A 4,869-nucleotide genomic window follows, 5' to 3' on the forward strand; every position below is an offset into this window, starting at 1 on the left:
ACTTATACCCTTTTTGGTACTCAAACTTGTCAACAGCTTTCATAAGACCGATATTTCCCTCTTGGATAAGATCAAGAAATGGAAGACCGCGATTTGTATATCTCTTTGCAATGGAGACGACAAGTCTTAGGTTTGATTTTGCCATCTTAGTTTTTGAGATTTCAGAGATGTTTTTACCGCGTTTAATCTGCTCTAAAATATCTGCGAGTTTTTCCGGCTCCATATCAAAACTATTTTTTGACGCCTCTTTAGTTTGAACAAGTTTCTTTATCTCCATGTACGTGCTGACCATAGTAGCTTCTGGAACCATAGCGGCGATATCTTCTTTATTTAAATCGCAAATTTTCTCAACTAAAACTTTATGATTTGCTTTTAGTGTCGAGTTAAACAGAGGAAGTTTATACTCCAATCTTTTGAGCTCTTTGTCGTAGCCCTCATCACTCTTAAGCGCTGTCTCCATTGCTTTTACAAGTTCATTGATAAGTTTAGATGTTGGACCAAGATCTAGTAACTTCTCTTTTAAAATACCTTTTTTGTATGTAACTGATAAAAAGTACTGGATGATATCCTGAGTAAGTTCGCCGTCAAGATTTTCAGGTGCTTTTTCGGCTAGTTTTACCCACTCTTTTTTAGCTTTTTCTAAAGCTTTAAAGCTTGTAGTAACCTTTTCAACTCTAGTTTTATCTTTGACTGTAAATGTTTTTTCAACAGTTTCTTCTTCTGTATCTTCATTGTCATCATCATTGTTGTCAGAGTCATCGTTCTCGTCATCTTTTTCATCTTCAAAACTTTTGAAGAGCTCTTTTACTCTTCTTTCACGGTTTATAAGAGGCTCTTTGTAGTCTAAAATAAAATCGATTAAGTATGGAACTGAGCATATTGCATCTATGATAATGCTCTCACCGCCTTCGATTTTTTTGGAAATCTCTATCTCTTCTTCTTTGGTTAAAAGCGGAATCTGCCCCATTTCACGAAGATACATACGAACTGGAGAGTCAGAACGTGACCACTCTAAGAGCTCATGCTCTTTTAGTATATCGAAACTGTCTGTTTCGTTATTTTCAATCATCTTTCTTTGAGCATTTTTTCTAGCTTCTGCTTCTTTGTCATTTAGAAGTTTTGCATGCTCTGATGATGTATAAATGCAAGATTTATGTTTTTGTGCAAGCTTGAATATACTTGCCGCCTGCGCCGTAGTAGGCTGTTTGTCAAAAAGTTCAATTAATGATTCGTAAGTTAGACACTCTTTTGGTTTTTGATTGGCAAAGAATGATTCGATAGCTTTGTTGAGTTCTTTAGCTGTCATATAAAATACACCTTGTTGGTCTATAAGATTTTTCAAAGGTGGATTATACCCAAATACCCTTAATGTATCCTTGTTTTACGCACTAAAACGAACGCGTCCGTTTTAGTGGCAGGGACAAATGTCCCTACAACCCCCTAAAGCTACGAAAAACTTTTTTTCGAGAATTTCAAGGTGTTTTATATAATGGAACGCACTTTGCTTTAAACTTGAAAATATTTGTTCAAAGGTACTTTATGCAAAGCGGATACTACTCAGCAGCAGCAGGTATGGTTACTCAGTTTAACCGTTTAGATACTATCGCAAACAATCTTGCCAACGTAAATACAATAGGCTTTAAAGAGGAAAATCTTATAGTCGGTGACTTTATGCGTCTATATAAAGAGGCTAGAGATGAACTGCCAAATGCAAACCACACTAAAGAGGCTGCACAGTTTTTAAATAGGACTATGAACAAGGCTCCGCAAGTTGTTGACGCATATACCGACCACTCTTTAGGTAACATGCAAAAGAGCAACAATCCGCTAGATATGGCTCTCTCTAGGGAGGGGCTTTTCTTTTTGGTAAAAACGCCTGATGGGGTTAGATTTACAAGAGACGGCTCTTTTACAAGAGACGACCAGGGGAGACTTGTAACAAAAAATGGCTATGAAGTGCTTCCAAGCGACTACTTTGAAACAAAACAACCAATAGTTCTAAACCAAGAAGAGAGCGTTGTTGAGATAGATAAAAATGGACAGATTTACGCAAACGTGCCAAACAGTGCCAATTTTGCGCAAAATGCCAAAATCTTTGTAGCACAGCCCGACAATATAGCTTTTTTGAAAAAAGAGGGGGACAACCTCTACCGATATGACGGCAAAGAAGAGCTTGTAAGCCTTGAAGAGAACGGAGCCGTTATGCAGGGTTTTGTAGAGAAGAGCAATGTAAATGCCGTAAAGATGATGACACAGCTTATAGAGACAAACCGTTTGGTAGGGATGTATCAAAAAGCAATGGATACACAGATGAACGATATGAACCGCGATGCAATTGAAAAAATTGCCAGAAAATCTTAAGGAGTTTAGACCATGATGCAATCACTTTATACTGCCTCAACCGGAATGTTGGGAATGCAGACGCAAATAGATACGACGGCGAACAATATTGCCAACGTAAATACCATCGGTTTTAAAAAGTCCCGCGCAGAGTTTGCCGACCTGATGTACAAAGTTATGGAGTATGCAGGAACCTCTACAAGCGATGTCACTAAAAGCCCTACTGGAATTGAAGTGGGTCTTGGTGTTAGACCTACGGCGATAAACAAGATCTTTTCAGAGGGAAGTTTAAAGCAGACTGACAATGAACTTGATGTAGCGGTAACCGGAAAAGGTTTTTTTAAACTTGAACTTCCCGATGGAACAGAGGTTTATTCAAGAAACGGTGCTTTTAAGATAGATGAGAACGGAACCATCGTAAATAGTGACGGATACAGAATGGTTCCAGAGGTTGTAATTCCGCCTGATGCGACAAATGTTAGCATAGGAACGGATGGTACGGTAAGCGTTGTTCAGCCAGGGCAGACGCAAGCAACTCAAGTAGGGCAGGTTACATTAACCAACTTCATAAACCCAGCAGGTCTTCACTCCATGGGAGATAACCTATACATAGAGACGGACAGCTCAGGACAGCCTGTTGAGGGAACTCCAGGACTTGATGGTCTTGGAGTGCTTAGACAGGGTTTTGTTGAGCTGAGCAACGTTGAGCTTGTTGTAGAACTTACAGACCTTATAACCGGTCAACGCGCATATGATTCCAACTCAAAAGTAATCACTACAAGTGATGAAATGCTTCAGACCACAAATAATCTAAAAAGATAATATACTCCTAAAAGCAGCTTGATACTATTTGATATCAAGCTGAATTACTCTTCTTTATAACCAACTGTAAAATTACTTTAAGTACAATACGATTCTTAATACCATAGGGGACTTTAATGAATTTACAAAATATAGAGAAAATAGAATTAAACTATTTAGAGGTTGATGACTACAAAGAAGTTGCCGAGTTGATGAAAGATGAGTATAGACACTTAAAAGATTCTACATGGAGCAAAGAAGAGCTCTCAAGATTGATTACTAAATTTCCAAAGGGTCAGGTAAGCATAAGAATTGACGGCGAATTTGCAGGATTTGCGCTTAGTTTGATTGTTGATTATGACAAATTTGAAGACAACCATACATATAAACAGATAACTGGGAACTACACATTTGACACATTTAATCCGCTTGGCAATATTCTTTACGGCGTTGATGTTTTTGTAAGCAAGAAATACCGAGGCTTAAGGATTGGAAGAAGACTTTACGACTATAGAAAAGAGCTCTGCGAAGAGCTTAACTTAAAAGGGATAATTTTTGGGGGCAGGTTGCCGAATTACTCCAAATATGCAAACGAGATAACACCAAGAGAGTATATTCAAAAGGTAAAAGAGAAAGAGATTGATGACTCGGTACTAAATTTTCAGCTCTCAAATGATTTTAATGTAAGACGTGTTGTTAAAAACTACCTTGAAGGAGATAAGGAGAGCTGTGAATATGCAGCACTCTTGGGCTGGAGTAATATCTACTATACTCAACCGAAGAAAAATCCGCTGACACAAAAGACCGTAATTAGGCTCGGTCTTATTCAGTGGCAGGTAAGACCGTACAACAACATAGAAGAGGTGCTTGAGCAGGCGGAGTATTTTATAAACGCAGTATCAAATTATAGAAGCGACTTTGCAGTCTTTCCAGAGTTTTTCAATGCGCCGCTCATGTCAAAATATAACCATCTAAACGAGGCAGAGGCAATAAGAGAACTGGCAGGTTATACGGATAGATTTCGTGATGAGTTCTCAAGACTGGCTATCTCGTACAACATAAATATCATAACAGGAAGTATGCCTGAACTCGTTGATGGGCATCTCTACAATGTAGGTTTTTTATGTAGACGCGACGGTACCACAGAGAAATACTCCAAGATACATGTAACGCCGGATGAGGAGCGAATCTGGGGTTTAAAAGGTTCTGATGAGATTAAAACATTCAATACGGACTGTGGAAAGATAGGCGTGCTGATCTGTTATGATACAGAATTTCCGGAGCTTGGCAGATTGCTTGCAAAAGAGGGGATGGAGATACTCTTTGTGCCGTTCTTAACAGACACGCAAAACGGCTACTCAAGAGTAAGAATCTGCTCACAGGCACGCGCGATAGAGAATGAGTGCTACGTTGCTATTGCAGGGTGCGTAGGAAACCTGCCAAAGGTTAGCAATATGGATATACAGTACGCGCAATCGGCGGTATTTACTCCCTGCGACTTTGCCTTTCCATCAAACGGCGTAAAAGCTGAATCTACGCCGAACACAGAGATGATTCTTGTTGCGGATGTTGACTTGGATCTCTTAAAAGAGCTTCACACATTCGGCGGCGTTACAAACTTAAAAGACAGAAGAGAAGATCTATACGAAGTGAAGTTTAAAAAGTAATGTTTAAATGAGAAAAACTCTTTATAAAACTAAAATTTCATTTTGGGTATAATCGCAAAAT

4 protein-coding genes are annotated in these 4,869 nt (G+C 38.9%); 3 read left to right on the plus strand and 1 reads right to left on the minus strand.

What is annotated here, in order from left to right; genetic code table 11:
* Positions 1–1,306: sigma-70 factor domain-containing protein (locus RQ763_RS09500; RefSeq protein ID WP_314152619.1), on the minus strand; the 1,306-nt coding region annotated here is incomplete at its 3' end.
* A 233-nt stretch (positions 1,307–1,539) separates the two neighbouring features.
* Between RQ763_RS09500 and RQ763_RS09505 the strand changes: the two genes are divergently transcribed.
* The 3 genes from RQ763_RS09505 (at position 1,540) to RQ763_RS09515 (ending at position 4,808) form a co-directional block, all read left to right on the plus strand.
* Positions 1,540–2,361 (plus strand): flagellar hook-basal body protein, encoded by an 822-nt coding sequence (locus RQ763_RS09505; protein WP_314152621.1) that lies wholly within the window; start codon positions 1,540–1,542, stop codon positions 2,359–2,361.
* A gap of 12 nt (positions 2,362–2,373) precedes the next feature.
* Positions 2,374–3,162 carry a flagellar basal-body rod protein FlgG gene (gene flgG, locus RQ763_RS09510; RefSeq protein ID WP_314152622.1) on the plus strand — a complete coding sequence of 263 codons (789 nt, stop codon included), beginning with the start codon at positions 2,374–2,376 and terminating at the stop codon, positions 3,160–3,162.
* A gap of 116 nt (positions 3,163–3,278) precedes the next feature.
* On the plus strand, positions 3,279–4,808 hold the full coding sequence (locus RQ763_RS09515; protein WP_314152623.1) for a bifunctional GNAT family N-acetyltransferase/carbon-nitrogen hydrolase family protein: 1,530 nt from the start codon (positions 3,279–3,281) through the stop codon (positions 4,806–4,808).
* The last annotated feature ends 61 nt before the right edge of the window (positions 4,809–4,869 follow it).

It is taken from the genome of Sulfurimonas sp., assembly GCF_032250635.1.
Taxonomy (GTDB): Bacteria; Campylobacterota; Campylobacteria; order Campylobacterales; family Sulfurimonadaceae; genus Sulfurimonas.